This window comes from Sulfitobacter profundi (genome assembly GCF_042661425.1).
In the GTDB taxonomy this organism is placed as follows: domain Bacteria; phylum Pseudomonadota; class Alphaproteobacteria; order Rhodobacterales; family Rhodobacteraceae; genus Sulfitobacter; species Sulfitobacter profundi.
Window position 1 is genome coordinate 63,517 of sequence record NZ_JBHSWA010000005.1, and the last position, 24,181, is coordinate 87,697.

Sequence of the window (24,181 nt, forward strand, 5' to 3'; positions counted from 1 at the left end):
GCAACCTTATTCTGAGCGTCGCAAATGTATCACGCACTCTTCTTCGGCTAGCGGCATTTGGCAATCTCAAAGCGATTTGCCCGCGTCTGCATATATTGTGCGAAGTGCCTGCCACTTTCGCTGTGCCACGGTCTCAGTGCACAGTGCGGTGTAGGCAGCCCCCGCTGCCTGCGTCCTGTGTCCCAGCAGCACAGCGACGATATTCGGTCGGAGCCGCGACTGGATCATACGAACGCAGGTAATCGGCCGCCAAAGTACGGAGGTCAGGCAAAGGCACCCCAATCACCTGTTTCACCTTTTCGCTCGGCCAGCGGCTTGCATAGGGAGCGGGCTGAAGTGACAGCCAATTGCATCCCTTGAGGTTCTCATAGCAGCGTTGCACATGACGCGGCGACCGACCGCCAAGGATATGTTCATCGACGACAGCACTGATTTCTGGCCAAAGTGTGCCGGCCTCCTTCCAGTGCCCCGTCTTGCCTTGCCGCCAGCGCAGCTGCCACTGCCCCGCTGGTCGCCGCAGGAGGTGAGAACCCAACACCCAGCTTGCCACATCTCCGCTGCGTGCCGGTTCATTGGTGCAGACCGCAAGGATCGCGGCTGTGGCCCGCGCCGTTGCAGCAGCAGCACTCCAGTCCGGCAGGCTGTCGGCCACTTCGAGTTGCTCGACTACCCCCGCAGAACCTCGGCATAGCCACCGTTCTCGTAGAGCGTCTCAATGCGGCCCTGCTTCTGCTTGGGCACCCTGCGGCTTTGACGCTGCAGATGTGCCTACACTGAACGCATACCGTCCAGCGCATCAGCCTCCAAATTACCGTGCAGGCCAAGGCTCACCAACGCACCGATGTAGCTGGCTGCCGTGCGAGCGCTTACCGCTTTCCTGTCCTCGAGCGTATCCTGGGTTTGAAGCCATTTGGCCAACTCCCAAGCGAAGAGCCAACCCAATCCCGGCGGACAGGGAAGATCCGGCACCAAGGCCGCGCAGCGGTTGATCGATGCGACATGGCGGTTGATTGAGCTGTCCCGGATCGCCGCTCCACGGAGCCCCGGCAGGAATGCCTCCCATTCCGGAGGCCAATTGCGTGCCTCGGTTACCGACGCCCCCTGCCCTCTCCTACCCGGCGAAGGTTCAGTGCCGCTACATGAACGCTTCGCGTAATAGGCTTGGCGCAGCGCCCGTCCCTCAGCGAGACCAACCGACGTCGCATGCTGCCCCAGAACCCGCAGAAGAAGTCCTAACGTCGACTCGCTGCCGCAAGACCCGAGAAAACTTTGTTGGGAGGGGGCAGAGATATGCTCCCCGCGCTCGGTCATCGCCTTAAAAAACCGCGCCACCACCGTGACGGCTCCGGCCGGCAGTTCCCTGCGATGCCGCATCATTTGATCACGGATTTCTTTCGGCACACTTGCCAATCTGGCACAGGCTATTTCAGCGTTCATATGCGATGTCTCCTTTTGAGGTTTTTAAACAGATCGGGATGCTGCGCGATCAACGCCGCGCGGGCCTCTCTTGCGGCTGCCTGGCTATCATCCCGGCCATAGTGGGTCCGCGCCGTATCCTCCTGATTACCGAGCACAGTTGAGACAAAGGCGTAGTCCCCCGGCCGTAGGGCGAGGATGAGCAAGGCCACCACATGCCTCATTCGGTGCGGAGTCTCGTGGTCCCCAAGGACCTCTGAAGCGTCCCACCACAATTCCAGGAACGCGCTACTGGAATAGCACCCGCGCGGAAGAGTGATCGGGTCGCCTTTGTCTTGCTTTGGTAGGGTCTTGCCTGGAAAGAGATAGACACTTTTGGGGTCGAGCTTTTGTAGCTCGATCATCCGCGGCCGCCATTTCTCCAGCCACTCCCGCAGGAGATCTGCGTCGCCGTCCACCACATCGACTGTGACCCAGCTCCGGTTCTTGATCTCCCACGGGGCGAAGCGGAATGTGTAGTGATCTTCACCGGGGGCCATGCGCAGCAAGTTGGCATGAGCCTCGCCCTCAGACGCGATACGTGCGTGGCGCAAGCATCTTGTCCGCATGGGGCGCGACATTTGCAGTGCATAGGTCACCGCCCCGGCAAAGATACGCAGCGCTGTTATCTCCCTGGATATAGTCTTCTCGTCCCGGGCACTTTCAATGCGCTCGCGTGCGACCTTGGCGAGCCGCTGCGGTGCGTTTGACCAAAGTGTCGCCAAAACCGGGCTCTGACGTAGCTTGGCAGCGATCCGGTCAACCTCCATCTGCAGGCCCTCCTCGTTCCCTGATTGCAGAAGCTTTTTGCGAGGCACGTCATAATGCTGAGCTTTCAACAGCTTTAGGATTGCCAGGGCCTTAGCATCCTCCAGTCCGCGCCCGGCCAAGGTGGTCAGCGACGCAAGCCGAGTCGCGAGCGTTCCCGAGGACAGGGGATCGCGCAGGTCCGACGCAGCGCGCGAACGCGAGATCTGATCCTTGATCGCCGCCTCCAAAGTGGCCCGTCCGAAAAGGGAGCGCAAATCCGTCAAACCAGCCGTATCGCCGCCTTCGTTCTCCCAGGACCGAACCAGCCAAGCTACCGCACTCTGATATTGCTTGCGCGCGGCAGTGGGCTTTCCGACAGAGGATGCCTTCGCGACCCCGAGAGCATCTGCCTCGGCCATTACCATTTCAGGATCCTCCCCCGCCTCAATCCGTGCCAACATCTGTTCGGCGAGATCGTCGTTGCCCGCGAGGCAGGCGTCCGCGGCTGTTTCAAAAGAACTACGAAAGGCGGCGGGCAGCGCCTGCCAATCCATGCGCCGCGCCCAAGAGGATCCTGCGGGGGAGCAAGAGGATCCTGCGGGGGAGCAAGTGGTTCAGATGGAAGGAATTCGGGCAGTTGAGGGATCTCATCAGTGAGACCGGCCAGCGAATTGAGAAAACCAACTGTCTTACGAAGACCTTTGCGCTTGTTGGATGTCATCTCGCGGCCAATGCGGTCGACCTCCGTCTGGGTCAGATCTTCGGGTGCTTTTCTCGCCCGGGCACGTAATCCACATAGGCTGCGATGGCGGCCGATGTTCCACAGAGCGCCACTGCCCGGCTGGCCCTCGTGCTCTGCAATCACCGACATCAAGGCACTATAGCGTGCGCGCACCGCTTCATCGCGCAATCCCGTTCCGACTTGCGCCGCGTGGTAGCGCTTTAACAAGGCCCGGACTCGGGAATCTTCGCGGCGACCTGCCGCTTTCTTGTCACGAGCGCAGCTGACCCGGGCATAGCCTTGCCCCGCGATCTCCTTCTCGAAGCGCACCGGATCAGCTGACAATGTTCCCATGTCTGCATCCAGCAAACCCAACCGGGCAGGAATCCGCCGCAGGCTGCGGACCGTATCCTTCGGTTCGCCCGTCTCAATCGTCCACGCGTCGACATCTCTAAATGTGTGGTTCATTCGTCTTTCCTTCATTGCGGCCGGCACCCGGTCCCTCATCGCGAGGGGGCCGGGGGTGGCCAAAAAGAAGGTGAGATCGAATTTAGGGCCGGGAAAAATATGGAAGTTTTTTACGGACCTCGGACAATGTGAGCCTCCGGGGCGCCTTGCACTCGCCCTTGGAAGGACCAGTCAGGGAGGAACGCCTAACTGAGATGTGGCTGTTCGCTGACACGGCCCAAGGAAGACAGTGGTGCGAAGGGGCGCCCTGCGTCACGCGGACCAATAGCAAACCAAAACGTCCGGCCCGCTGGCTGCATCATACAGCCGCTCGAGTAGCCGTCGGTAAACTGGCCGCAACACCGAAAGGTCATGCTCATCTTCGGAGCTGTCACAAACCCGCTCAAACTCTGCCTCTGAAAGTGCGGCTTCCGCACGTACCACCTCCGCATCATGAACATCCCATTGCTCAGACACCTCCTCGATCACCCAGTCTTCGATCACGAGGTCAGTATAGCCTTCCTTATAAGTTGGGGGGCCAACTCGAAGATACTTTCCGCGAGAGCCCAATGGTTGCGCAAAGAGGCAACCTCTTCTTGTGAATCAACCTTGACAAAGCCCATATCCATTCCCATTGATCTATCCTCTTAAGTGCTGTGCAGGAGAGCCCCTCGTAAGGGTGTGGTATCTCCCGACCGAGCGGACATCGCCCGGCAAACAGGACATGGGATCGTCGCTGAAAGACGGAAAAACTTTTCTTCCCTTCTTACGATTTTATCTCTCCGAAGAATTCCGAGACTTTCGCAACTAATCCTTTGGAAGCGCCCGCTGACTTGTCTTTACTCAGTCGGCCGGCTTGTCGCAGGTTTAGCATGGACGTGCAGGTTGCTGTGAGGTGCAGGGCGATATCTTGCGGGCCTACGGTTTATGCCGGCATTCTTCTCTCTTCGGAAAAAAGGCACCAACTCTCCCCTGCATCCGGCCTGCGACTGCCTCTTGGAGCGTCACGAAGTTGGTATCAGGCCCGTTTGCAATCCTTTTGAAGCTGTTTTTGTGCAAGGTCCGGCAAGACTGCACAGGCAGTGGCCTCAGAGACAGAACCATCCCTCACAAAAATAGGTTGGGTCGTGTCTGCCAAGGAAAAAAGCCTTGGTAAATTTTTGTCCCGCGGGGCCCGACAAATCGCAAGATATGCCTCAGGCGGGAACCGTCACCCATAAAATAAGGCGAAGCCATTTCCTTGATTTCCTCAAGTTCCTTAAACTTCAAAGGTAAATAGGTAAGTTCTATCAAGGCCTTATCGAACAAAAGGCCCAAGTTTTGCAGGCTTATGCAAAAGTTTAGCAGGGCTTGGAGTAGAAGTGACCGGGACCGGTCCCAACTTGGCAGGGTCGGATTTTTTTGCATCCGTCGATCGATACCACCTCCTTGCTACACAAAGGAAAGGATGGATAACGATGAGCAACGGCAAATTCCGACTATCGCAGAGCGCGGTAGAATGGACCAAACATTTTAAACTGGGTCCGCGCGCCCAGAAGCTGTTCTTGGCGATGGTCTATGAACAGGACCAGGAACGCGAGGGGTGGGCAACCGGGGGCACGTGGATGGAGACTGCTTGCCGCGGCTTTCATCGCCCTCTGGCTAAGTTCCGGTCCCTCGGCTGCGCTCCAAAAGCAGACAATGCGCGCTTTTTTCAGCGCGCCGTCGAAGAACTCGAACAGGTGCCTGAACTATTCGAGCATATCGCGCTCGACACCAAAAAGAGCACCCTGACATGGGTATTCGGGCTTCGTTTGCACGGTATGATGGCCGACATGCAAATTTATGCATTGTTGTCGATCACTGACGCAGACCGGATCAGTAGCACATTGGACCTGCCGCTTCTGACCCAAATCACGCTCCATAAGAAGAAGAAGCTACCTGAATTTATTATGTTTCAAGACAATCCCAACTTCGAAACCGAAAGCGAGCAGGCCTCTCCTGCGCCTCTCGACTTACGCAAAACCCGCCGTCTACTTGAACCCGCGCTGGAGAAATGGGCGGGACACACTGGCTACAAATTCATCCTCGGCTACGAGCAGCCTCCGCGCATGCCCGCCTATCATCAGGCGCGGATCCGCTTTCAAACGTCGGCTTCCGAATGGAAACCTGATGCGTTCGAAAGGTTTCCTCCGAATACCAAGATCATTCGGATCGGTGCCCGCCGGACAACGAGGTGAACAAAGACCATCGGTATTCAATACCACAGCCACCCTGCTCTACCGAGGTTTCGGTCGCAGACTGACTTGGGGATTGTCTTTGACGGGAGCGTGAACGGGAATAAGGTTTTGGCAGTCTCGGCAGAGGCCTTTTCCGATCGCTTGCGTCTTTGGAGCAAGCGGGCACCGGAAACGGGCTCGCTAAGTCAGAAGAACCTAGCAGATTTTTGACCAACGTGGTTTCCCGGGGGAGCGAGCCCCCGGGAAACAGTTCACCCATCTTGGCTACGAAACTTAGTAGCCAGTTGGTCGGCGCGACGTATAGCGTATACCGTCTCGATAGCGTCCCGTAGTTTTGCGAGCTTCTGGACGCTCCGCATCAGTTCAAGCGCCTCGTCCGTATGGCTCCAGTAGACCTCTGGCTCTCCGAACTCGCGGTATTCAACCTTGCGAATACGCCCCTCTTCGATCTTGGAGCTGGCTGCTTGCAGGACGGGAGCCAACGCCGACATGTCTCGCCGTGAAAAGACTTGTTCGCTCGCGAGCTTCGAAGCGACCTCGTTGGCCCTGCGCGCGTCGGCGCCGCTAAGTGATTGAGCAACAGTCTCTATCGCATCCAGGGCGGGACCCAGCTGCATCTGCACTTGATAGATCGCGGATACGAGCGGATCGTAGTCAAGGTTCGGTTCAGACATGGCGCAGCTCCTGAACGGTGCGTTTGCCGCGGACGCGGCGTTCGACGGTTATGATGCGCGGTCTGCGGCGGCCGAAAAGCCGAGAACGCTGCGAATCTCGCTCGGCACGGAGTTTGCTGTACATCTCGCGCAAGCGCACTTCCTTAGCTTTGGTCAGACGACCCAGGACCGGGGTTGCGGATTGAGGGTGAACGTCGAAGCCTGGATGTGTCACCGGGACTGTGACACGCCGTGCGGTATTAAAGGTCGTGGGCTGATGTAACGAAGCTGTGTCGAGTTCCTCACGGCTTACCACTGTCACACCATAGTCGGCACGCGACCGTATGGGCTGAGTGGTTCCATAGGCCAACTCAGCGAATAGCGTGCCAGCAAAATCCTGCAGGGCGAGCACCAGGGCGGGACGGCTCTTGGGGGCTTCAGCTCCCTTTCGTTCGTGGGGAAACTTAAAAGCTACAATATCTCCCGCCCTTAGGGTGCGGGTCCAGACTGGAGCGTTAGTTGGTTTGGTCATCGGTATTACTCGTGTTCGTCATCGCGTCTTCCACCGCCCGGTCGAGACCTTGATTGCGGCTGCGCGACACCCGAGGTGCGCAATCGCAATCAAGTCCCGCCCGGGCCTGGGAGCGCGCTTGATCAGCTTGCGCGGCAGACGTTTGGCAGCTTGTATGTTTACCCGGGGAAAGAGAACCTCACCCAGAACGGCGTCATGTTGATCGACGGCGCGCCGGAGCCAGAACGTCTTGCTGGAGAGCGCCCCTGCCCCCCCCAGAGGGGGCAACAGCGCTTCGCTGCGGATTATCCGCGCCAGAAAAGGTGGAAGGGCGAGGGGGTGCGGACAAAAACTTGGACTGTTTGGGGCAGTTTTGAACGCTCATTGACAGATCAGGGCGATGGCCTTCCACACCCCATAGCCACAGCAGGGACGATACGATGTAGATGCCACCGTAGACTGCATATTCGCGTCCCGCCTGTTCAGCCGGGCTGAGCGCAAGTAGCCAGGCAAAAGCGGCAAGGGATAGCATTGTTGATTGTCACTGAGAACTGACCCGGTATTTTCACCGAGATTTGACCCACCCTCAGTTATGCGTCGTGGTTTATGACGCGGTCAATGCTTTGGCCTCCTTTCGTGTTCTCTTTGCAGCCTCAGCGCTGGCCTTGAAGCGGTAGCTGTCGTTTCCGGTTTCGAGAATGTGGCAGCGGTGGGTCAGCCTATCGAGGAGCGCGGTTGTCATCTTTGCATCCCCGAAGACCTGCGCCCATTCTGAGAAGCTGAGGTTTGTGGTGATGATGACGCTGGTGCGCTCGTAGAGCTTGCTGAGTAGATGGAAGAGCAGCGCCCCGCCAGATGAACTGAACGGCAGGTAGCCGAGTTCGTCCAAGATGACCAAGTCGACCTTCGTCAGCATCTCAGCCAGTTTCCCTGCCTTTCCAAGCGCCTTCTCCTGCTCCAGCGCGTTGACCAATTCGACGGTCGAGAAGAAGCGCACCTTACGCCGGTGATGTTCGATGGCTTGGACGCCGATTGCTGTGGCTGTGTGGCTCTTGCCCGTTCCGGGACCGCCGATCAAAACGACATTCTCGGCCGCTTCGATAAACTCGCATCGGTGTAGCTGCCGCACTGTCGCTTCGTTGATCTCACTCGATGCAAAGTCGAAGCCCGTCAGATCCTTGTATGCGGGGAAGCGGGCGACCTTCGTGTGGTAGGCGATGGACCGTACCTCGCGTTCGGCGATCTCGGCCTTGAGCAGCTGTGACAGCATTGGTGTGGCAGCTTCGAACGCTGGCGCGCCCTGGGCGACCAAGTCTTCAATCGCATTTGCCATGCCATAGAGCTTAAGACTGCGCAGCATGATGACGATAGAGGCTCCTGCTGGGTCATGACGCATGGCGCTTCTCCTCAGTCTGTCGCAACCCGTCATAGCGACCGACGTTGGCCTCTGGCGTTGTCTGCAATGCCAGTGCGTCCGGCGCATCGACCTCGGGGTGATCTGTCGGTCTGCGATCAATCAATCGGTGCAGCAAGTTCAGGATATGCGTTTTAGTTGGCACACCCGCTTCCAGCGCCAGCTCCACTGCGCACAGAATGTCTTCCTCATTGTGCTGAAGAACCAATGACAGGACATCAACCATCTCTCGGTCTCCACCCTCCTTGCGCAGCATGTGATCCTGTAGCTGGCGGAAGGCATCCGGCATCTCTGTAAACGGCGCGCCATTGCGAAGGGCCCCGGGTTTACGTTGTATAACAGCGAGATAGTGGTGCCAGTCATAGATGACCTGGCCCGGCTTGCGGTGAGACCGCTCGATGATCCGCGCATGCTCGCAAACCGTTTGCCCTTCAGCGACCACGACCAGCCGTTCGGGATAGACATGCAAACTAACACGTCGGTTCGCAAAGCTGGCGGGAACGCTGTAGCGATTGCGTTCGAACGTGATCAGGCATGTGGGTGACACACGCTTACTGTGTTCGATAAAGCCATCGAATGCCGGCGGCAGTGCCATCAGCGTGGGCTTCTCGGCCTCCCACACGTCTGCGATGGACCCCGGCAAAGCCTTGTGCAGTGTCTCTGTCCAAAGGGCCATACAGCGCTCTTCAAACCATTGGTTCAACTCGTCCAGATCGGCAAAGACCGGCATGACCTGCCACATGCGGTTGCGCGCATCCTGCACGTTCTTCTCAACCTGGCCTTTCTCCCAACCGGCTGCCGGATTACAGAACTCGGGCTCAAACACGTAGTGGCTGGCCATGGCTTTGAAGCGTGCATTGACATCCCGCTGCTTGCCTTTGCCCACACGATCAACGGCGGTCTTCATATTGTCATAGATCCCGCGACCAGGCACACCGCCGAACACGCGGAATGCATGCCAGTGGGCGTCAAACAGCATCTCATGCGTTTGCAGCGGGTAGGCCCGCACCAAGAAAGCCCGGCTGTGTGACAGTTTGATATGCGCGACCTGAAGTTTGACGCGCTCACCGCCAATGTTGGCCCAGTCCTCGCTCCAGTCGAATTGGAAGGCTTCGCCGGGCGCGAACACCAAAGGCACGTAGGTGCCGCGCCCCGTCGTCTGTTCCGCTCGATGCCGATCTTCACGCCATGCCCGGGCGAAAGCTGCTACGCGTTCATAGGAGCCATCATATCCCAGCTTCACCAGATCAGCATGCATTTGCTTCACTGTCCGCCGCTCTTTGCGTGACTTCCGCGTCTGGATTAAAAGCCAGGCTGACAGCCGATCCGCATAGGGATCCAGCTTGCTTGGACGCTTGGGCGTCTTGAACTGCGGTTCCACCGCACCTTCACGCAGATACTTCTTTACCGTGTTCCGAGACAAACCCGTCCGCCGGGCAATCTCCCTGATTGGCATTTTGTCACGCAATGCCCAGCGTCGAATGACACTCAAAAATCCCATGTCGATCACTCCAAATCCCCCCAACCAAAACCGTCGGGGAAGTGTGTTCACATGGGTCAATTCTCAGTGACAATTTATGGGGCTACCGGGTCAGTTCTCAGTGACAATCAACAACACAGGGGTAGTTCACCAACCGTGGCGACGGCCTCGAAATGGCGGAAAACCTCTTCGTCGGTCAACGATTGGTAGGACATGGGTGCGAGAAGCAGGCCGTCTGCGCCGGCTTTCCGGGCATCTCGCGCGAGTTCTTCGGCGACATCGGTAGTGAGAGCGCCAACACCGACAATGAGCGGTGTCCGTCCAGCTACGCAATCCACGGCGGCCCGGAGGACCCGCTTGCGCGCCTCCGGTGTCAGGTAGGCGTATCCCCCGGTGCTGCCGAGCAGTCCAATGGAATCCGCTCCCGCAGCCACGATCCGCTCGAGAAAGCGGTGCAGAAGCTCGAAATTTAGCTGCCCCTCGTCGTCGGTAGGCGTGAGGGGGAAGGCCGACAGGCCGGTAAACAAGGTCATGAAGAGTCTCCTTCAAACGCGTGACATCCGACATGTAGCACGGCCAGCTGTGGTCGATTACCCCGCATTATTCCGGCTATCCAACCAAATTATTTCCCTATTATCCACGAGAAAAAGATCATCTGGCGATGGAACCACCGTGACCCAGAGACCAAGATGCGGAAGCGGAAGTCTGCACCTGGCCTTCCATCGACCGAGACCACAACCGTATGGAAGCCGATTTCGGTGGTAGAACAGATGCGAGGATTGCTCTGTGCTGCCGTCGGCCGCGAGATGCGCCGCACGCCATCTTGGGGTCTTCGTTGGCCGTAGGAACGCCTCGGCGACACCACCGCGTCGAGATTCCTATTGCCTCCGACACCACCAGAGAGAAGCGGCTCCGAGCACGAAGCTCGCCGCGATCATGAGGAGTGCCGCCGTGAGCGAAGCCGCGCCGATGAGAGAGCCGAGGATGGCCACGCCGAAAGCGCCGCCGGCTTGGCGGGACGTGTTCAGCACGGCTGAACCGACACCGGTGCGTCCCGAGGGAACGTTCTCGACCGCCGCCGATACGATCGCCGGCAAGGTGGCTCCGCCGATGCCGATGAGCAGAGATCCCGCGAAGAACGGTAACGCCTCCAGTCCACCGAACATGAGGATCACGGTGCCAAGGGCGCCGGTGGTCAGCGTGACCACAGCCGGCCGTTCTGCGCCGAACCGGGCAACGATCCGACCGAGCGCGAAGGCAACGATGGCTGTGGTTGCCGTCATCGGCGCGAACTTGAGGCCGACCTCGAGCGGCACCGCACCGTCCGTCTGCAAAGCTATGGAGAGGGCGAAGAGCGCACCGTAGTAGGGGAAGTTGTAGAGGAAGGCGCCGAGGATCGCGCCGGTGAAGGCGCGCGAACGGAAGAGCGCAGGCGGCAGCATCGGGTCGCCATGGCTTCGCTCGGCGACAACGAACCCGAAAGCCGCGATGACGCCGATGGCCAGGGCTCCGATCACGATGTCGGAGGTCCATCCGAACTCGCGGCCTTCCGTCGCCGCGAAAACCAGCGTCGCCAGCGCGACGATGCCAAAGGCCTGACCGACCGGATCGAGCGCGCGCGTCTGGCGCTCCGGCCGCCCGACCGACCGCGCTGCGGCCGCGAGGGCCAGCATCCCCACCGGCAGCTTCAGCAGAAAGATGGCACGCCAGCCAAGCGTGCCGGCCAGGAACCCGCCGAGCAGCGGTCCAGCCACCAAGGCGACGGCTGAGATTGCGCTCCAGCAGCCGAGAGCGCGGGCGCGCTCCTTCGGGTCTGGAAACGCATCGACCAGAAGCGCCATCGAGCTCGGCAGGATCGCCGCCGCCCCGATACCTTGGATGGCGCGTGCTGCGATCAGGATCTCGGTGCTCGGGGCAAGGCCGCAGAGCGCGGAGGCTCCGACGAAAAACAGCAGGGCCCAGAGAAACACCGTCCTCGCGCCCAGCCGGTCCGAAAGGGCTCCAGAGGAAAGCAGGAGGCCGGCGAAGACCAGTGTGTAGGCGTTGGCGATCCACTGGAGGGCCGTCAGGCTCGCCCCGAGATCCTCTTCTATCGTCGGCAGTGCGACATGCAGGGCGGTCGCATCGAGCGTGATCATGAAGGAACTCGCGCCGAGCGCTGCTACGGCGACGGCGGGCGGCAAGCTGCGCTTAGTGGTCATGCTGAGGTCTGTCATCTTTCGCTCCTGCGGTCGCGGCATCTCCTTTCATGATCTGGTGTGAAGTGCTACTTAGAGAGGTAGAATGATGGTATAAGCTGGACTGATGATATGAACCTTTCCCAAATCAGGGTGCTGGTCGCTATCGCCGACACCGGGAGTCTCACCGGTGCCGCCGATCGGCTGAACCTGTCCCAGTCTGGCGTCAGCCAAGCCACGGCCGCGCTGGAGGAGGATCTTGGTGTTGAGCTCGTCACGCGGGGGCGACGGGGCGCTGTCGCCACCGCCGTAGGGGAGGAGATCGTTCGCGAGGCGCGGTCGATTCTCGCCGGACTCGACGCAATCCGCCGGACGGCGGATGCGGCGGCCGGTGTCGAGCAGGGTAAGCTCCGCCTCGCGGCCTTTCCGTCCGTATTCTCCACTCTCCTGCCGCCGCTCCTTCGGCGGTTCAAGGAACTTCATCCCGGCCTCGAGATCGTGGCCCTGGAAGCCAGCGATGTGGAAATCGAGACCTGGCTTGCGGACGGAACCGTCGATCTGGGGGTCACCACTGCCGAAAGCTATGAGGCCACGGACTGGCCGCTCGGTCAGGACGACTGGGTCGCAGTGCTGCCCTCGAGCCATCCCATCGCCCTCTCGCCGGCGCGGGCTGTCGCCCTCACCCGCCTGGCACAGGAGCCGTTCGTTCTGGCGACAGGGGGCTGCACCATCCATGCCGGCTCGCTGGCAGAGCGACTGGGGGCGCCCTTGGAACAGGTCCAGATCGAGGTGCGGGACTGGGTCAGCGCCTTTGCGCTTGTCCGCGAGGGGTTGGGGGTGTCCGTCGTTCCGGAACCGACACTCCCGACCGACCGCCGGGGGCTACGTATCCTGCCACTGAAAGAAGGTTTGCACCGGTTCTTTGGGCTCAGACGTAGCGAGGCATCGTCGGAGAACCCGGCCGTCCCGCCCTTTCTGATTCTGGCAAAAGCTACCGTTGTTGCCAGCTCGCCCGATCAGGGCTCCGAAGCAGCCTGAGCGTTCAATGCGGAGGCATCACCTCCATAAGCTTTGTTTGGTGGATAATAGGGTTTTGATTTGAATACTGCTTGCCCTTTCCAAGTTGTCGAAAGGCTTTTCGATCTCAATAATGCAGTGATGGCCAATAGGAATAGTTAGACCGATCCGAGATAATAACCGATGGCCTCTGCCAGTTCAGTTTCCTCGTATCTGAAATGAGATCGCACGACCTCCTCCAACTTTCTGAAGGCGGTGGCGGCATGAAGGAAATTCGCATCGCTCGGATCTTCCGTCAAAACGTCCGCCGCGCGGTCGAGGCGGAGGATCAGCTCATGCACGACGGCGTGCTCCGCCTTCAATTTGGCGACGACCTCACGGAACTTGCCTCCAGCCGCCGCTTCGATCCGAGGGAACATGTCCACGCTCTCAATGTCGTGGTGGAACTTCAGAATTTGGCATTCGCGCCCGCAAAGCGAACCGAAGGCGCGGAAATTCTCTGCCATATCGAGCGAAAGCACGATCCGCTTGAGGTCGTTGGGCGGGCTGTCCCGCGCTTCGATCCGCGCCAGAACCGCTCCGATTTGGGCCATCTCCATCAGATAGTGCCGATGGATGGCCGCCAGTTGCCGCCCCTGAGCACGGTGCCTATCCGTCGCCTCCGGCACCGACGGCGCTTTCGGTCGGACAGCCTCGTTGAGGCTGAGCTGCTCCAGCGGCTGGTTGGAAAGATCGGTCATGATAGGTATTGAAGTCCTTACTCGTGAACGCCTGTTGCCGGTTCAAAAGGCGATTTCAGGGGTAGAAGACGCCGCCCTGCGCCCGTTTGATCTTGGGCCTGCCCTCCGGCGCCGGGATGAAATCTGCCTCGTCCCCTGGCACCGTCGAGAACTTACCCTGCCGCCATTCCTCGCGCGCTTCCTCAATGCGCTCGCGGCGCGAAGAGACGAAATTCCACCAGATGTAGCGCGGCCCCTCCATCGGCGCGCCGCCGAAGAGCATGAAGCGCGCATGGGCGCCGGTGCCGTCATCGACGCCCGTTACGGTGACCTCGTCCCCGGGGCGGAGGACCAGTAGCTGTCCCGGCGCGAAGGTATCCCCATCCACGTCGATCCCGCCGTGGATGGTATAGAGGGCGCGTTCCTCGGTATTCGCCACGATCGGTGCCTTCGCCCCCGGCGCAAGGGTCACGTCGACGTAAAGCGTGTCCGAGGCCGTCTTGAGCGGTGAGGCGACGCCGAAGGCTGATCCGGCGATCAGCCGGGCGGTCAGCCCCTCGGCCTCAACCGTGGGCAGGTCGGTCTTGCCGTAGTGCAGGAAGGCGGGGTCGCTTTCCTCCTCCGCCTCGGGCAGCGCCATCCATGTTTGCAGGCCGAACAAGCGCTGGCCGGTCTTGCGGCGCTCGGGCGCGGTGCGCTCGGAATGGACGATTCCCCTGCCCGCCTTCATCCAGTTTACCGCGCCGGGTTCGATCGCCAGATCGGTGCCGAGGCTGTCGCGGTGTTGGATCTGTCCCTCGAAGAGATAGGTCAGCGTGGCGAGGTTGATATGCGGATGCGGGCGCACGTCGATGCCCTGATCGGTCAGGAATTCCGCCGGCCCCATCTGGTCGAAGAAGATGAACGGGCCGACCATCTGGCGCTTGTCCGAAGGCAGCGCGCGGCGGACTTCCATTTCGCCAATATCGACGGCGCGCGGGACGATCAACGTCTCCACCGCATCGACGCTCTTCGCGTCCCCGGGGATTGGGTCGGGACAGGGGCTCCAGCTCATGACGTGTCTCCTTTCAGCTTTTTCGTTGCAGGACGTCCTGCCATTCGGGGTGACAGTCGATCTGTGCCTTGGCGAAGGGGCAAAGCGGCACGATCTTGCGGCCCTCGGCGCGGGCGTCCTCCACCCCGCGGCGCACCAGCGCCTCGCCGACACCGCGGCCCCGCAAGGCTTCCGGCACGCCGGTATGGTCGATGATGATCGCGCTGGCGCCGAGGCGGGAGTAGGTCATCTCGGCCTCGTGGCCCTCGACTACCGCCAGGTAGCGGCCCTTGCTGTCGCCCTCTTCGCGGGTGATCTCGATCTTGGTGTCCATGGACGCACTCCTTACCCTTCGGTGTTCAGCTGCCTGCGCAGCCAGGCGGCCTCTTCGGCGACGATACCATGTCCGGCGCCGGGCAGGATCAGCGTTTCGACCTTGGCCCCCATGTTCTGCATCACATCGGCGCTCTTCTGCACCCGCGCCAGCGGAATATGCGGATCGCGCTCGTGACAACCGAGCAGCACCGGCACATCGGCCAGCCGGCCCACATAGTCGAAGGTCTTGGCCGGACGGTCGTAGAGGTCGGCCCGCGGGGCGCCGCCCGCCTCGCCCGTGCCGACCAGCCCGCCGGAGAGCGCGGCCACCGCACGGAACGGACGCGCCAGCCGCGCTGCCGCTTCCAGCGCCAGGCATGCCCCCTGCGAAAAGCCAATCAGCGCCACGCGTGTTGGATCGAAACCCTGCTCAGACAGGTCATCGAGCAGCGAGGAGATGACGCTCAGCCCGCTGCCGAGGCCCGGTTCATTGGTCTCCAGTGGCGCCAGAAAACTCTCCGGCCACCAGGACTGCTCGGCCGCCTGCGGGGCGATCACGGCGAGATCGGGCAGCACGAGGTGGTCGGCCAGACCGGCCATATCCTCCGGCGCGCCGCCGCGGCCGTGGATCATCACCAGAGCCAGCCGCGCGCGCTCCAGCGGGGCACCCGCCGTGACCAGCCTTTGCCCCGCATGAGGACCGGTGCCGGGGGTCGCGGCCCCGAGACCACTCACGACGGCACCCGGATCTGCGGCAGCAGCTGCTCGATACGGGCGCGGTGGGCCTCGTATTTCTCGGGAAGTTTCAGCGCCTCGCCCAGATGGGCCGGATCTTCGTCCACCGCAAATCCCGGTGGATCGGTGGCGATCTCGAAGAGCACACCGCCGGGCGTGCGGAAGTAGATCGCGTCGAAATACTGCCGGTCGATGACCGGGGTGATCTGCTGGCCCGCGGCCGAGAGCCGCGCGCGCCATGCCAGCTGCTCCTCTTGGTTCCGCGCCCGAAACGCAACGTGGTGGATGGTGCCGGCGCCGGAGCGCCCGATGGCGCGGGCATCCGAGGTCATCAGGTCAACGACCGAGCCGCGCTCGGGGTCGGTCGAGCGATAGCGGATGCGGGTTTCCGTCTCGCCGGTGCCGCCCGTGGCGGTGGCCTCCTCGGCCTCGCGCACGTAGCCCATTGCCTCAAGCACCGCGGCGGTGGCCGCGACCTCCTCAAGCCAGAGGGTCACGCTGTGAAACCCCTCGTCCCGCGCGCCGCCTTCGATCACCTCGACCCGCAGCCCGTCGGGGTCACGCAGCGCGATGGCGCGTTCGCCGAAGCGCTCGAAAGGTCCTTCGAAGTCGATGGTGGCCTCCGCCAGTTCCCCCATGCGCCGGTCCAAGTCGGGGATCGCATAGGCCACCGCCGACGTCATGCCGGGCCCCGCGCGGCCCGGGGCTGCATCTACGAATGGAAAGAAGGTCATGATCGACCCGGGCGCCGCGTCCTTATCCCCGTAGTAGAGGTGATAGGTGCCGGGATCGTCGAAGTTCACGGTGCGTTTGACCAGCCGCTGCCCGAGCGTGCGCACCCAGAAGTCGAGGTTGTCCTGCGGCGGGCCGGAGATAGCGGTGACGTGGTGCAGGCCGGGGATGGCTCGGGAAGTGCCTTGGGACATGGTGCTCTCCTTTCGATGCCAGCGGCGCGAAGCGCTTCCGGCGTATTGTGTCGGTCGGTTGGGAGCTTATGTAAGGCGATAGTTACCAAGTGAAAGTCGTTACCAAATGGAAACCACCCAGAAAAAGGCACCCGGCCCCGGGGACCGGGACGCAGTTGATATCCCCTGCGCGGCGGACACGCTGCTGCGCAAGCTCTGGGGACAATGGAAAACCCATGTAATCTACGTGTTAGGCGATCAGCGGGCCTGCCGCTTCGGTGTGTTGCGACGCCAGATCACCGGCATCTCTCCCAAGGTGCTGACCACCCGCCTGCGGGAGTTGGAAGCCGATGGGCTGGTTTGGCGCGAACAAGAGAATACCATTCCGCCCAAGGTGACCTATGGGCTGACTGAGACAGGCCTTGCCGTGCATGCGGTGCTGAAGGATATTGAAAAGATTAAAGTCTAAGTGCGCTCGAAAAAAGCAGAGGTAAAACGGGTCAATCAAGAGACCTATGAGTGCTGCCTTCAGTCAGCCATGTGCATCACGATGGTGCCCCGAAAAGGATCAGTTCGACCTTTTCCGAACCCTCAACGTAAGCATCGTGGCCTGGAGGGATTTCGAAGAAGTCACCTGGCGTGATCGCAGTTACCTTTTCTGTCTGGACCATGCGCACAATCAGTTTGCCAGACAGGCAATAGCCAACGTGGTGCATCGGGCAGGTATCCGGGGACCCAAGAAGCGGTTTTTCATTTTTCTCCCAGGTCCATCCAGGCTCAAACACAGCGCGCATGCCTGTCGTCCCGTGGCTCATTTTAACAATGTTGATCCCGCCAGCTTCCTTCATATCCAAAGCCTCATCGGGGTTCTCAAAACGTCTGATCTCGATTGCATTATCCATGGTCGGTCCTTTCTTTGTCGTTCATTTGTGCAGGATGACACTCTCCAAAGTGCGGAGGACGTCATGCACCATTGAGCGGGATGTCCCATCGTATTTCAGAGCAGTCATCGTGTTCATGATATCGTTTGATGCTGCCTCATATTCAGCAGCACTAATGTTCATCCCACGATGTGCTTCGGCCATACTGCGCCCCCGGTAGTTGTCAGGACCTCCGCTTCCTGCCGCGAAGAAATCACAGGTGTGCTTCTTAACTTCTTCGACATATTCGGGGCGGTCCTCGTAGGGTATGAAGCGTTCCCTAATGATCGGGTTGCACATATGCGCTGCGATGGCACCATCGACGATCCGCCGAACTCCCGCGGCCCCTCCAAGCCTCTCGAAGAGCGTGACTGTATTGAGTTCTTGGGCCAGTGACATGGACATGTTCGTCTCCTTTCGCGGAGTGACTGCAAAGTCGCTGATTAGGCAGGTTCCGATTGCACTGCTTTCACGTCAGCGGTTGTCAGTGGCTTTCCTCCGATCGCCCATTCGCCGCTGGCGAATTCATTTACTCTCACCCATGTGACGCCACGCATGGTCTCGCCTTCGATGGCGACAATCGCTTCGGTAACGTCTTTGATCATTCTTTGTTTCTGGATGGGGCTAAACACGCCCTCTATAAGCTGGATGTCGACGAGTGGCATGACTGATCTCCTTGGCTCCACCGGCCTGCTCAATCCATTCGGCTGATCCGGGGGTGGGAAGAGCCTGCGCCGAAGCCCGAACTTAATCCAGTTCAGGAACTGAACCTTTGTGGTATAGTATTTGAACCAGTCGTGGGCGCTGAGCCGTCGGAGCTTGAAAGCACGCGAAGGAAAGGAGGTCACGATGACAAATGCAAGTTACAAGCAATTTTGTCCGGTTGCGATGGCAGCAGAGGTTCTCTGCACTCGATGGACAATGGTGCTGCTGCGGGAATTGATCGCCGGTTCGACCAGGTTCAACGAATTGCGCCGGGGCCTACCGCGGATGTCTCCGGCTCTCTTATCCAAGCGCCTGCGTGAGCTGGAAGAGGCGGGCGTTGTGGCGCGTGAGCGTATCTCAGCCTCGCCCGATACATTCGCCTATCGGCTGACAGACGCTGGACGGGACATCCAGCCTGTCGTGGAGGCCATCGGCATGTGGGGTCAGAGGTGGGTTGAGACCGAGCCATCCTTGGACAATCTCGATGTAGAATTGCTGATGTGGGATATGCGACGCAACTTGAATACCGATCCGGTTCCCCCGGAACGGACGGTCATCGAGTTCGTCTATTCCGATTTGCCTCAATCGCAGCGCAAGTGGTGGCTTATCGTTGAGAGAAACCGAGCCGTAGATTTATGCCATGTCGATCCAGGTCTGGATGTCGATCTTTATGCAACGGTTGATCTGCGCACGATGACTGAGATTTGGATGGGTCTGCGCACTGTTCAGAACGCGGTCGAACGAAATGCATTAGTCTTGGTAGGCCCTTCGGTTCTAATCGACAATATGCAAGCTTGGCTCGGTCTGAGCCCATTCGCTGTGCAGAAGAAATTGGTTGGTTGATGAGCAAGTCAAGGTGTGATCTCAACTTGGTCCAACCTTAGCTAAGTGGCTGCCCGCTTTGGAGCGATTTATCGGTCAGCTGTTGAGTGGTGTTTTTTCGCTGAGTAATCTTCGGCGTCGAAGTAAGGTTTCGCATCACTGTGTTCACCATCGGTTGAGGACCCGCTGATAGTATAGGCCATTCAAGAAACGCTGAATTGATATGGCACAATTGCAGAGTGCTCGGCGCTGGCAGCCTGTTCGCGAATGTCTGCTTTCCGGAACTTTGCTGCCGTTGGCATCCATTAATCCAATGGCCACTTTACGATGAAGACAATTGCATCGAACCATCGGCGAAAGCTCTGCAGAATGTTGATAGACCCGATCATGCCCGGAGCTTATGTCAGGCCGAATGAAGCCAGTTCTCATCTACTTCGCCGCAGCGTTAGCCGAAATTGCTGGATGCTTTGCTTTCTGGGCTTGGTTCCGGCTGGACAAGAGCGCGCTCTGGCTGGCACCGGGGATGCTATCTGTTGATTGTCACTGAGAACTGACCCGGTAGCCCCATAAATTGTCACTGAGAATTGACCCATGTGAACACACTTCCCCGACGGTTTTGGTTGGGGGGATTTGGAGTGATCGACATGGGATTTTTGAGTGTCATTCGACGCTGGGCATTGCGTGACAAAATGCCAATCAGGGAGATTGCCCGGCGGACGGGTTTGTCTCGGAACACGGTAAAGAAGTATCTGCGTGAAGGTGCGGTGGAACCGCAGTTCAAGACGCCCAAGCGTCCAAGCAAGCTGGATCCCTATGCGGATCGGCTGTCAGCCTGGCTTTTAATCCAGACGCGGAAGTCACGCAAAGAGCGGCGGACAGTGAAGCAAATGCATGCTGATCTGGTGAAGCTGGGATATGATGGCTCCTATGAACGCGTAGCAGCTTTCGCCCGGGCATGGCGTGAAGATCGGCATCGAGCGGAACAGACGACGGGGCGCGGCACCTACGTGCCTTTGGTGTTCGCGCCCGGCGAAGCCTTCCAATTCGACTGGAGCGAGGACTGGGCCAACATTGGCGGTGAGCGCGTCAAACTTCAGGTCGCGCATATCAAACTGTCACACAGCCGGGCTTTCTTGGTGCGGGCCTACCCGCTGCAAACGCATGAGATGCTGTTTGACGCCCACTGGCATGCATTCCGCGTGTTCGGCGGTGTGCCTGGTCGCGGGATCTATGACAATATGAAGACCGCCGTTGATCGTGTGGGCAAAGGCAAGCAGCGGGATGTCAATGCACGCTTCAAAGCCATGGCCAGCCACTACGTGTTTGAGCCCGAGTTCTGTAATCCGGCAGCCGGTTGGGAGAAAGGCCAGGTTGAGAAGAACGTGCAGGATGCGCGCAACCGCATGTGGCAGGTCATGCCGGTCTTTGCCGATCTGGACGAGTTGAACCAATGGTTTGAAGAGCGCTGTATGGCCCTTTGGACAGAGACACTGCACAAGGCTTTGCCGGGGTCCATCGCAGACGTGTGGGAGGCCGAGAAGCCCACGCTGATGGCACTGCCGCCGGCATTCGATGGCTTTATCGAACACAGTAAGCGTGTGTCACCCACATGCCTGATCACGTTCGAACGCAATCGCTACAGCGTTCCCGCCAGCTTTGCGAACCGACGTGTTAGTTTGCATGTCTATCCCGAACGGCTGGTCGTGGTCGCTGAAGGGCAAACGGTTTGCGAGCATGCGCGGATCATCGAGCGGTCTCACCGCAAGCCGGGCCAGGTCATCTATGACTGGCACCACTATCTCGCTGTTATACAACGTAAACCCGGGGCCCTTCGCAATGGCGCGCCGTTTACAGAGATGCCGGATGCCTTCCGCCAGCTACAGGATCACATGCTGCGCAAGGAGGGTGGAGACCGAGAGATGGTTGATGTCCTGTCATTGGTTCTTCAGCACAATGAGGAAGACATTCTGTGCGCAGTGGAGCTGGCGCTGGAAGCGGGTGTGCCAACTAAAACGCATATCCTGAACTTGCTGCACCGATTGATTGATCGCAGACCGACAGATCACCCCGAGGTCGATGCGCCGGACGCACTGGCATTGCAGACAACGCCAGAGGCCAACGTCGGTCGCTATGACGGGTTGCGACAGACTGAGGAGAAGCGCCATGCGTCATGACCCAGCAGGAGCCTCTATCGTCATCATGCTGCGCAGTCTTAAGCTCTATGGCATGGCAAATGCGATTGAAGACTTGGTCGCCCAGGGCGCGCCAGCGTTCGAAGCTGCCACACCAATGCTGTCACAGCTGCTCAAGGCCGAGATCGCCGAACGCGAGGTACGGTCCATCGCCTACCACACGAAGGTCGCCCGCTTCCCCGCATACAAGGATCTGACGGGCTTCGACTTTGCATCGAGTGAGATCAACGAAGCGACAGTGCGGCAGCTACACCGATGCGAGTTTATCGAAGCGGCCGAGAATGTCGTTTTGATCGGCGGTCCCGGAACGGGCAAGAGCCACACAGCCACAGCAATCGGCGTCCAAGCCATCGAACATCACCGGCGTAAGGTGCGCTTCTTCTCGACCGTCGAATTGGTCAACGCGCTGGAGCAGGAGAAGGCGCTTGGAAAGGCAGGGAAACTGGCTGAGATGCTGACGAAGGTCGACTTGGTCATCTTGGACGAACTCGGCTACCTGCCGTTCAGTTCATCTGGCGGGGCGCTGCTCTTCCATCTACTCAGCAAGCTCTACGAGCGCACCAGCGTCATCATCACCACAAACCTCAGCTTCTCAGAATGGGCGCAGGTCTTCGGGGATGCAAAGATGACAACCGCGCTCCTCGATAGGCTGACCCACCGCTGCCACATTCTCGAAACCGGAAACGACAGCTACCGCTTCAAGGCCAGCGCTGAGGCTGCAAAGAGAACACGAAAGGAGGCCAAAGCATTGACCGCGTCATAAACCACGACGCATAACTGAGGGTGGGTCAAATCTCGGTGAAAATACCGGGTCAGTTCTCAGTGACAATCAACATGCGCTTGAGGTCCTTCACCGCACCAGTGGAACCGCCGATTGCGATAGTTCGATGCTCAACAACCATATTGGCAAACCCCCGGCGTCAAGAAACGTTCCTAACCGACCGGCCAGCTTCCGCCGGACACTGCCGCACATGCTCGATATCGTCGGAGGCGGGTTGGCTCTCATTTTAGGCGCGAGGCTGATGGCACTCTTAAAGGCCGCCTCCGGCGTATCTCGTTCACAATGACCTCCAAAGCCGTAGCATGAGAAGTGAGGACAGCTTCTGGAGGACCTGATCATCTAATTTTCCAATCTTCCATTTTCTAAGTATCTGTTTTCATTTGGTTCCTACAGGAACCGGATTTCTCATCCGCCGTCGTAGCTGGCGACGCCTGCCCCGTGTTCAAGACACAAAGCCCAAACCGAGCCTTGGCGAAAAACTTAAGTTATTGATTTCATTTGGTTCCTATAGGAACCGGATTTAATTAGCTCACTATGCGGTCGCCAAAGGGCCGCTTAGAGGCAGATCATCCATCTTCTTCATCTAACGGATTGTGCATCACAGCACGCGGGCAATAGGGGATGCCCACACAAATCCTGTTCTGGAAGCTCGGATTCAGCATGCCGCTGAGCTTCTGGTTCTCCCGAGCTGTTAAACTTGGGCGTATATGTCCATATATAGACTATCTATAGGGTCCAAATCTATATGTTGTGCGTTAAGCTTAATACAGAATTATCCGGATCTTTTCGACGCCTTCGGGGGTGTTAAACTGGGAAGATCCAGAGGAATCCATCCATGTGCGTTGGCTATTCTTCCCGATCATGATCGGGGCTCGGAGCCGTGTCATCTTCGCCACCGGCAGTCGGCTCGGAGAGATTCTATTTTTGAATCTGTCGAACATGACCACCTTGTTCCTATCACCATAGGAGCCAAGCATTTTGACGAAGATTTCCGACACCGACACCACCATCTTCCACGCAGCGGACGCCGGAGGCCTGGTAAAGGCCACCCAAGAGACGATCTCCGCCCCGCACCGGCACGGGTTCACCGAACATGCGGCAGTGATCCGGCGCGCCACAGCTCAGTTCGTCGCTGGTCGTTCACTGGTGGAGGTCGGGACACTGCGCCGCTGGTGGGCTCTATTTGATCATGCGTGGGACCTTTTGGCCAATAGCCCGATTGACGACCCTTGCATCGCTGACGAGACCGCTGAAATTGCCGCCTCCTACATTTACTGCGAGCTCGTCGCTCTGGGGATCAATCCCAGTCAGGACGACGTGAATACAGTGCCTACATGGTCAATCACCTATGCTGGCCTCAATGCTGACCTGAACAATGCTTATGAGGCGAATGTCAGCAAATCGTGTTGGTGGTCATCAGAAATCAGCGCGACCCCTCGCTTGGGACATTGGCGATCAAAGCCTGACTCGCATTGACAAAAATTGCAATAGTGCTCATCTTATGGGGATGGCTACTATGAACATCTCATTGCCCGATGACATGCGCTCCGCAGTGGACGCTCAGACGGTAGCGCGCGGCTACGGCACATCCAGTGAGTATGTGCGTGATCTAATCCGCCGGGATCTGGACCGGCAGGCGCTGCGAGCTCTGCTCGATGAGGGGCGCGTAAGCGCGCAAGGCGAGCCCATCACTGAGAAGACTTTCAAGGCTCTCAGGGCCAGGGCATCTCTGGCGGCCGGCGAGACAGCTTGACGGATCATGCTAAGCCCGTCGTCCCACGACTGGCCGCCAGTCACGATATCGAAGCAGCAGTCGACTACCTCGCCCGCGAGGCGGGTTACGAAACGGCCATGCGCTTCATCGATGCCTTCGAGGCGGCCTGCCTGCACATCTCGACGCACCCAGCATCCGGATCACCTCGGTTCGGCTGGGATCTCGGTCGGCCCGGTCTGAGGGTGTGGCCAGTGAAGGGCTTCGGCTACTTGGCATTCTACAGCGAGGAAGACGACTTCGTGGATCTCTGGCGCGTGCTGCACGGCGCGCGCGACATACCGGCCTCGCTGCGCGACGTCATTCCGGAATGACGATACTTGCACTCTGTGGACAGCCGTTGCCGCTATCTGATGAGTGCCGCCTCCTCAGGTCATCGAAAGCGGGACTGATGCTGTAACCGCCCCCGGGTCAAAGCCCACAAGTCTCGAGCGAAACT

26 protein-coding genes and 3 pseudogenes are annotated in these 24,181 nt (G+C 59.3%); 11 read left to right on the forward strand and 18 right to left on the reverse strand.

Annotated features, from left to right (window positions below; all coding sequences use genetic code 11):
* Positions 1–133 precede the first annotated feature (133 nt).
* The 4 genes from ACFQAU_RS21490 to ACFQAU_RS21505 form a co-directional block, all read right to left on the reverse strand.
* Positions 134–652, reverse strand: coding sequence for a hypothetical protein (locus tag ACFQAU_RS21490; RefSeq protein WP_386285262.1), 519 nt, complete (start codon positions 650–652; stop codon positions 134–136).
* 116 nt (positions 653–768) lie between these two features.
* Positions 769–1,437: a hypothetical protein gene (locus ACFQAU_RS21495; protein ID WP_132447116.1), complete on the reverse strand. Its 669-nt coding sequence runs from the start codon at positions 1,435–1,437 to the stop codon at positions 769–771.
* The gene (locus ACFQAU_RS21500) at positions 1,434–2,759 is read right to left on the reverse strand and encodes a hypothetical protein (protein ID WP_132447118.1); all 1,326 of its coding nucleotides are present in this window, start codon (positions 2,757–2,759) and stop codon (positions 1,434–1,436) included. Before ACFQAU_RS21500 ends, ACFQAU_RS21495 begins: the two co-directional genes overlap by 4 nt.
* Positions 2,760–3,646: 887 nt before the next feature.
* Positions 3,647–3,877, reverse strand: a complete 231-nt coding sequence (locus ACFQAU_RS21505; protein WP_386285267.1) for a hypothetical protein — start codon at positions 3,875–3,877, stop codon at positions 3,647–3,649.
* Positions 3,878–4,830: 953 nt separating this feature from the next.
* Between ACFQAU_RS21505 and ACFQAU_RS21510 the strand changes: the two genes are divergently transcribed.
* Positions 4,831–5,592 carry a hypothetical protein gene (locus ACFQAU_RS21510; RefSeq protein ID WP_132447125.1) on the forward strand — a complete coding sequence of 254 codons (762 nt, stop codon included), beginning with the start codon at positions 4,831–4,833 and terminating at the stop codon, positions 5,590–5,592.
* A 251-nt stretch (positions 5,593–5,843) separates the two neighbouring features.
* On the opposite strand, the gene ACFQAU_RS21515 is transcribed toward ACFQAU_RS21510, so the two are convergent.
* Positions 5,844–6,266, reverse strand: a complete 423-nt coding sequence (locus tag ACFQAU_RS21515) for a hypothetical protein (protein WP_132447127.1) — start codon at positions 6,264–6,266, stop codon at positions 5,844–5,846.
* On the opposite strand from ACFQAU_RS21515, the gene ACFQAU_RS21520 reads away from it, so the two are divergent.
* A complete protein-coding gene (locus ACFQAU_RS21520; RefSeq protein WP_132447129.1) occupies positions 6,265–6,528 on the forward strand; it encodes a hypothetical protein in 264 nt (87 codons plus the stop codon). The genes ACFQAU_RS21515 and ACFQAU_RS21520 overlap by 2 nt on opposite strands.
* A gap of 619 nt (positions 6,529–7,147) precedes the next feature.
* Here the strand turns inward: ACFQAU_RS21520 and ACFQAU_RS21525 are convergent.
* The 4 genes and pseudogenes from ACFQAU_RS21525 to ACFQAU_RS21540 all read right to left on the reverse strand — a co-directional run.
* A pseudogene (locus tag ACFQAU_RS21525) lies at positions 7,148–7,288 on the reverse strand (YnfA family protein); the annotation flags it as partial.
* Between the two features lie 72 nt (positions 7,289–7,360).
* Positions 7,361–8,152: an IS21-like element helper ATPase IstB gene (istB, locus tag ACFQAU_RS21530; protein WP_132447145.1), complete on the reverse strand. Its 792-nt coding sequence runs from the start codon at positions 8,150–8,152 to the stop codon at positions 7,361–7,363.
* Positions 8,142–9,671, reverse strand: a complete 1,530-nt coding sequence (gene istA, locus ACFQAU_RS21535) for an IS21 family transposase (RefSeq protein WP_132447147.1) — start codon at positions 9,669–9,671, stop codon at positions 8,142–8,144. The genes istB (ACFQAU_RS21530) and istA (ACFQAU_RS21535) overlap by 11 nt, the downstream gene beginning before the upstream one ends.
* A gap of 107 nt (positions 9,672–9,778) precedes the next feature.
* The gene (locus ACFQAU_RS21540; protein ID WP_386285274.1) at positions 9,779–10,183 is read right to left on the reverse strand and encodes a dihydrodipicolinate synthase family protein; all 405 of its coding nucleotides are present in this window, start codon (positions 10,181–10,183) and stop codon (positions 9,779–9,781) included.
* 114 nt (positions 10,184–10,297) lie between these two features.
* Between ACFQAU_RS21540 and ACFQAU_RS21545 the strand changes: the two are divergent.
* Positions 10,298–10,495, forward strand: a pseudogene (locus tag ACFQAU_RS21545) (IS1595 family transposase); the annotation flags it as partial.
* A gap of 33 nt (positions 10,496–10,528) precedes the next feature.
* Here ACFQAU_RS21545 and ACFQAU_RS21550 read toward each other — a convergent pair.
* Positions 10,529–11,866 carry a DHA2 family efflux MFS transporter permease subunit gene (locus tag ACFQAU_RS21550; protein WP_165935632.1) on the reverse strand — a complete coding sequence of 446 codons (1,338 nt, stop codon included), beginning with the start codon at positions 11,864–11,866 and terminating at the stop codon, positions 10,529–10,531.
* Between the two features lie 93 nt (positions 11,867–11,959).
* Here ACFQAU_RS21550 and ACFQAU_RS21555 point away from each other — a divergent pair, with 93 nt between their 5' ends.
* A complete protein-coding gene (locus ACFQAU_RS21555) occupies positions 11,960–12,865 on the forward strand; it encodes a LysR family transcriptional regulator (RefSeq protein WP_132447073.1) in 906 nt (301 codons plus the stop codon).
* A 137-nt stretch (positions 12,866–13,002) separates the two neighbouring features.
* Here ACFQAU_RS21555 and ACFQAU_RS21560 read toward each other — a convergent pair whose 3' ends face one another.
* Genes ACFQAU_RS21560 through ACFQAU_RS21580 form a run of 5 tightly spaced genes read right to left on the reverse strand, consistent with a single transcriptional unit; the run spans position 13,003 to position 16,572 of the window.
* Positions 13,003–13,584, reverse strand: coding sequence for a hemerythrin domain-containing protein (locus ACFQAU_RS21560; RefSeq protein ID WP_132447071.1), 582 nt, complete (start codon positions 13,582–13,584; stop codon positions 13,003–13,005).
* A gap of 55 nt (positions 13,585–13,639) precedes the next feature.
* Positions 13,640–14,617: a pirin family protein gene (locus ACFQAU_RS21565; RefSeq protein WP_132447069.1), complete on the reverse strand. Its 978-nt coding sequence runs from the start codon at positions 14,615–14,617 to the stop codon at positions 13,640–13,642.
* A 13-nt stretch (positions 14,618–14,630) separates the two neighbouring features.
* Positions 14,631–14,930, reverse strand: a complete 300-nt coding sequence (locus tag ACFQAU_RS21570) for a GNAT family N-acetyltransferase (RefSeq protein ID WP_132447067.1) — start codon at positions 14,928–14,930, stop codon at positions 14,631–14,633.
* Positions 14,931–14,941: 11 nt separating this feature from the next.
* A complete protein-coding gene (locus ACFQAU_RS21575; RefSeq protein WP_276321507.1) occupies positions 14,942–15,646 on the reverse strand; it encodes an alpha/beta hydrolase in 705 nt (234 codons plus the stop codon).
* Positions 15,643–16,572, reverse strand: a complete 930-nt coding sequence (locus tag ACFQAU_RS21580; protein ID WP_132447062.1) for a ring-cleaving dioxygenase — start codon at positions 16,570–16,572, stop codon at positions 15,643–15,645. Before ACFQAU_RS21580 ends, ACFQAU_RS21575 begins: the two co-directional genes overlap by 4 nt.
* Before the next feature lie 106 nt (positions 16,573–16,678).
* Here ACFQAU_RS21580 and ACFQAU_RS21585 point away from each other — a divergent pair, with 106 nt between their 5' ends.
* Positions 16,679–17,020 (forward strand): winged helix-turn-helix transcriptional regulator, encoded by a 342-nt coding sequence (locus ACFQAU_RS21585; RefSeq protein ID WP_132447060.1) that lies wholly within the window; start codon positions 16,679–16,681, stop codon positions 17,018–17,020.
* A 76-nt stretch (positions 17,021–17,096) separates the two neighbouring features.
* Here ACFQAU_RS21585 and ACFQAU_RS21590 read toward each other — a convergent pair whose 3' ends face one another.
* Genes ACFQAU_RS21590 through ACFQAU_RS21600 form a run of 3 tightly spaced genes read right to left on the reverse strand, consistent with a single transcriptional unit; the run spans position 17,097 to position 18,136 of the window.
* The gene (locus ACFQAU_RS21590; RefSeq protein ID WP_132447058.1) at positions 17,097–17,453 is read right to left on the reverse strand and encodes a cupin domain-containing protein; all 357 of its coding nucleotides are present in this window, start codon (positions 17,451–17,453) and stop codon (positions 17,097–17,099) included.
* A gap of 21 nt (positions 17,454–17,474) precedes the next feature.
* On the reverse strand, positions 17,475–17,876 hold the full coding sequence (locus ACFQAU_RS21595) for a group I truncated hemoglobin (protein WP_132447056.1): 402 nt from the start codon (positions 17,874–17,876) through the stop codon (positions 17,475–17,477).
* A gap of 38 nt (positions 17,877–17,914) precedes the next feature.
* The gene (locus ACFQAU_RS21600; RefSeq protein ID WP_132447054.1) at positions 17,915–18,136 is read right to left on the reverse strand and encodes a tautomerase family protein; all 222 of its coding nucleotides are present in this window, start codon (positions 18,134–18,136) and stop codon (positions 17,915–17,917) included.
* A gap of 184 nt (positions 18,137–18,320) precedes the next feature.
* Here ACFQAU_RS21600 and ACFQAU_RS21605 point away from each other — a divergent pair, with 184 nt between their 5' ends.
* The 6 genes and pseudogenes from ACFQAU_RS21605 (at position 18,321) to ACFQAU_RS21630 (ending at position 24,056) form a co-directional block, all read left to right on the forward strand.
* Complete coding sequence (locus ACFQAU_RS21605; RefSeq protein ID WP_132447052.1) at positions 18,321–19,019, forward strand: winged helix-turn-helix transcriptional regulator; 699 nt, start codon at positions 18,321–18,323, stop codon at positions 19,017–19,019.
* 379 nt (positions 19,020–19,398) lie between these two features.
* A pseudogene (locus tag ACFQAU_RS21610) lies at positions 19,399–19,533 on the forward strand (YnfA family protein); the annotation flags it as partial.
* 109 nt (positions 19,534–19,642) lie between these two features.
* Positions 19,643–21,172, forward strand: coding sequence for an IS21 family transposase (istA, locus tag ACFQAU_RS21615; RefSeq protein WP_132447147.1), 1,530 nt, complete (start codon positions 19,643–19,645; stop codon positions 21,170–21,172).
* Positions 21,162–21,953 carry an IS21-like element helper ATPase IstB gene (gene istB / locus ACFQAU_RS21620; RefSeq protein WP_132447145.1) on the forward strand — a complete coding sequence of 264 codons (792 nt, stop codon included), beginning with the start codon at positions 21,162–21,164 and terminating at the stop codon, positions 21,951–21,953. The genes istA (ACFQAU_RS21615) and istB (ACFQAU_RS21620) overlap by 11 nt, the downstream gene beginning before the upstream one ends.
* Before the next feature lie 996 nt (positions 21,954–22,949).
* Positions 22,950–23,447 (forward strand): hypothetical protein, encoded by a 498-nt coding sequence (locus tag ACFQAU_RS21625; protein ID WP_132446378.1) that lies wholly within the window; start codon positions 22,950–22,952, stop codon positions 23,445–23,447.
* A 273-nt stretch (positions 23,448–23,720) separates the two neighbouring features.
* Positions 23,721–24,056, forward strand: coding sequence for a type II toxin-antitoxin system RelE/ParE family toxin (locus ACFQAU_RS21630; protein WP_132446374.1), 336 nt, complete (start codon positions 23,721–23,723; stop codon positions 24,054–24,056).
* Positions 24,057–24,181: the final 125 nt, after the last annotated feature.

What these genes read in the sequence shown, in the direction of transcription:
- istB (WP_132447145.1), top strand. Translation starts at nt 21,162, where the DNA reads ATGCGTCATGACCCAGCAGGAGCCTCTATCGTCATCATGCTGCGCAGT.
- ACFQAU_RS21540 (WP_386285274.1), bottom strand. Translation starts at nt 10,183, where the DNA reads ATGACCTTGTTTACCGGCCTGTCGGCCTTCCCCCTCACGCCTACCGAC.
- ACFQAU_RS21515 (WP_132447127.1), bottom strand. Translation starts at nt 6,266, where the DNA reads ATGTCTGAACCGAACCTTGACTACGATCCGCTCGTATCCGCGATCTAT.
- istA (WP_132447147.1), top strand. Translation starts at nt 19,643, where the DNA reads ATGGGATTTTTGAGTGTCATTCGACGCTGGGCATTGCGTGACAAAATG.
- ACFQAU_RS21500 (WP_132447118.1), bottom strand. Translation starts at nt 2,759, where the DNA reads ATGGATTGGCAGGCGCTGCCCGCCGCCTTTCGTAGTTCTTTTGAAACA.
- ACFQAU_RS21560 (WP_132447071.1), bottom strand. Translation starts at nt 13,584, where the DNA reads ATGACCGATCTTTCCAACCAGCCGCTGGAGCAGCTCAGCCTCAACGAG.
- ACFQAU_RS21570 (WP_132447067.1), bottom strand. Translation starts at nt 14,930, where the DNA reads ATGGACACCAAGATCGAGATCACCCGCGAAGAGGGCGACAGCAAGGGC.
- ACFQAU_RS21590 (WP_132447058.1), bottom strand. Translation starts at nt 17,453, where the DNA reads ATGGATAATGCAATCGAGATCAGACGTTTTGAGAACCCCGATGAGGCT.
- ACFQAU_RS21600 (WP_132447054.1), bottom strand. Translation starts at nt 18,136, where the DNA reads ATGCCACTCGTCGACATCCAGCTTATAGAGGGCGTGTTTAGCCCCATC.
- ACFQAU_RS21555 (WP_132447073.1), top strand. Translation starts at nt 11,960, where the DNA reads ATGAACCTTTCCCAAATCAGGGTGCTGGTCGCTATCGCCGACACCGGG.
- ACFQAU_RS21605 (WP_132447052.1), top strand. Translation starts at nt 18,321, where the DNA reads ATGACAAATGCAAGTTACAAGCAATTTTGTCCGGTTGCGATGGCAGCA.
- ACFQAU_RS21510 (WP_132447125.1), top strand. Translation starts at nt 4,831, where the DNA reads ATGAGCAACGGCAAATTCCGACTATCGCAGAGCGCGGTAGAATGGACC.
- ACFQAU_RS21585 (WP_132447060.1), top strand. Translation starts at nt 16,679, where the DNA reads ATGGAAACCACCCAGAAAAAGGCACCCGGCCCCGGGGACCGGGACGCA.
- ACFQAU_RS21550 (WP_165935632.1), bottom strand. Translation starts at nt 11,866, where the DNA reads ATGACAGACCTCAGCATGACCACTAAGCGCAGCTTGCCGCCCGCCGTC.
- istB (WP_132447145.1), bottom strand. Translation starts at nt 8,152, where the DNA reads ATGCGTCATGACCCAGCAGGAGCCTCTATCGTCATCATGCTGCGCAGT.
- ACFQAU_RS21580 (WP_132447062.1), bottom strand. Translation starts at nt 16,572, where the DNA reads ATGTCCCAAGGCACTTCCCGAGCCATCCCCGGCCTGCACCACGTCACC.
- ACFQAU_RS21595 (WP_132447056.1), bottom strand. Translation starts at nt 17,876, where the DNA reads ATGTCCATGTCACTGGCCCAAGAACTCAATACAGTCACGCTCTTCGAG.
- ACFQAU_RS21520 (WP_132447129.1), top strand. Translation starts at nt 6,265, where the DNA reads ATGGCGCAGCTCCTGAACGGTGCGTTTGCCGCGGACGCGGCGTTCGAC.
- istA (WP_132447147.1), bottom strand. Translation starts at nt 9,671, where the DNA reads ATGGGATTTTTGAGTGTCATTCGACGCTGGGCATTGCGTGACAAAATG.
- ACFQAU_RS21495 (WP_132447116.1), bottom strand. Translation starts at nt 1,437, where the DNA reads ATGAACGCTGAAATAGCCTGTGCCAGATTGGCAAGTGTGCCGAAAGAA.
- ACFQAU_RS21565 (WP_132447069.1), bottom strand. Translation starts at nt 14,617, where the DNA reads ATGAGCTGGAGCCCCTGTCCCGACCCAATCCCCGGGGACGCGAAGAGC.